The organism is Acetivibrio straminisolvens JCM 21531 (assembly GCF_000521465.1).
Taxonomy (GTDB): Bacteria; Bacillota; Clostridia; order Acetivibrionales; family Acetivibrionaceae; genus Hungateiclostridium; species Hungateiclostridium straminisolvens.
In genome coordinates this window covers 1-1,579 of the sequence record NZ_BAVR01000145.1, presented here as the reverse complement: position 1 = coordinate 1,579, position 1,579 = coordinate 1, and the positions used below count along the sequence as shown (strand labels likewise).

The 1,579-nt window shown below is 37.7% G+C and carries 2 protein-coding genes and 1 pseudogene; all 3 read right to left on the bottom strand.

Annotated features, from left to right (window positions below; genetic code table 11):
* Positions 1 to 172: 172 nt before the first annotated feature.
* The gene (locus JCM21531_RS17130; RefSeq protein ID WP_038291639.1) at positions 173 to 631 is read right to left on the bottom strand and encodes a DUF6756 family protein; all 459 of its coding nucleotides are present in this window, start codon (positions 629 to 631) and stop codon (positions 173 to 175) included.
* A 26-nt stretch (positions 632 to 657) separates the two neighbouring features.
* Positions 658 to 969 (bottom strand): annotated as a pseudogene (locus JCM21531_RS17125) (polymorphic toxin type 47 domain-containing protein); the annotation flags it as partial.
* A gap of 119 nt (positions 970 to 1,088) precedes the next feature.
* A partial coding sequence (locus tag JCM21531_RS17120) for an IS110 family transposase (protein WP_038291636.1) occupies positions 1,089 to 1,579 on the bottom strand: 491 nt, incomplete at its 5' end.

The following is a 1,579-nucleotide window of genomic DNA, read 5'->3' as shown; positions in this document are numbered from 1 at the left end:
TATTTCTACAGTGATTTTATCAACTACGTAACTATTCTACTATGTAACGATCTATTTGACGCTTACCAACTACGCGACAATTCTACTATGTAATGAGCTATTTGGCGGTTACGAAGAAAAAAGCGGCTATCCGCAGATAACCGTCTTTATTTACAACTTAATGGATTTAAAACTATTTTCCTTTGTAAGAGTGTATTATGTTCTCATAATTTATATTTTTTAACTTCTTAATAGCATTGCCACATACTATGAGAACATCATGATGATTAAAACATATTAAATACTCTAAATCCCTATTAGTTAAATAAAACTCAAATCCGTAGGTTTCACCTAATACAGAAACCACATCATCGCCTTTATTAAAACAAAATGCCTCCTTTTCATCAGTAGGATTAAAAAACATAATAGTCTCAACATCACCAATTAACTCACCAAGCCATAACCATGCATCTTTGCTATTGACGCTTAAATCATCTTTAAGATGCTCCCATAATGGCATACTTTTACTCCCACCTGCAAATTTATCTATAACTTTGCTTATCATACGTTCAACTTCAATAGCTTCAACTTTCTCTATATTAATATTTAACGAGCTAGCAGCAGATAATATTTGCTCTTGTATATTCCACACAACTACACCTCCAGTTCTTTTGATTATCATCTATTAATAGGAACATCATCCACCAAAATATGTCCACGTATTGCACCCCCACTATTTCTCTTTCCACCCGTCTGATATCCAATATGAGGTACATCAGGACCATGCGTAGTATGTCCGATATCAATATTAACCTCTGCTCCATTTTTCGCTCTCCATTCAACTGGAAAGGACTTCCCATTTACATCTTTCGCCCATTCAGTTACTTCAAATTTTTCTTTTGGAACCCCTGTTCTTTTGAAAGCCTCTTCCAATGCGTCTTTATAAGTTTTTTCTGTACCTCTCCAATCAAGGTCTACATCGGGATTAAACGTATAGCCAGTCTTACTCGTTCCCTCACTACAAGGACTATAACTATTATATAATTCCTGTTACCATATCTCAATCAAAAAAGAATTATCTTCCAACCCTCGGTTTCCAGAATATAAAATCAGTTCTTGTCATCAGTCTTTTCATATGGCCTGTATTCTGTCCTGGTTTTCATCATACCGTAAATAATCCTCACAAGTCTTCTTGCCACGCACACAAGCGCCTGTGGCTTGTTCTTGCCCTCTTTAACTTTCTGCTCAAAATACTCCCTGAATACCGGGTGTCTTGGCTTTCCTGAGGCCGATACTGCTACCATCTGGATTGCGAGAAAGTGAAATATCGCATTTAGTGCCCTGTTGCCATTCCTGCATCTTTGGTCTTTACCCTTTCCGGCAGAGCTGAATTGCACCGGTGCCAAGCCCATAAACCGAGCCAGCTTGTCTGAGTCAGGGAAACGGTTAATATCCCCGATTTCAGATATAATCTGCACTTCTGTAACAAGGTCGATACCCGGCATTGTATGTAGCTTATAACCTGTCAAAGGTATCAGCTTTCTTAGTTCATCGTCAATTTCGGCTATCAACTCCTTTTTGTTCCTGATATCCTTTACAA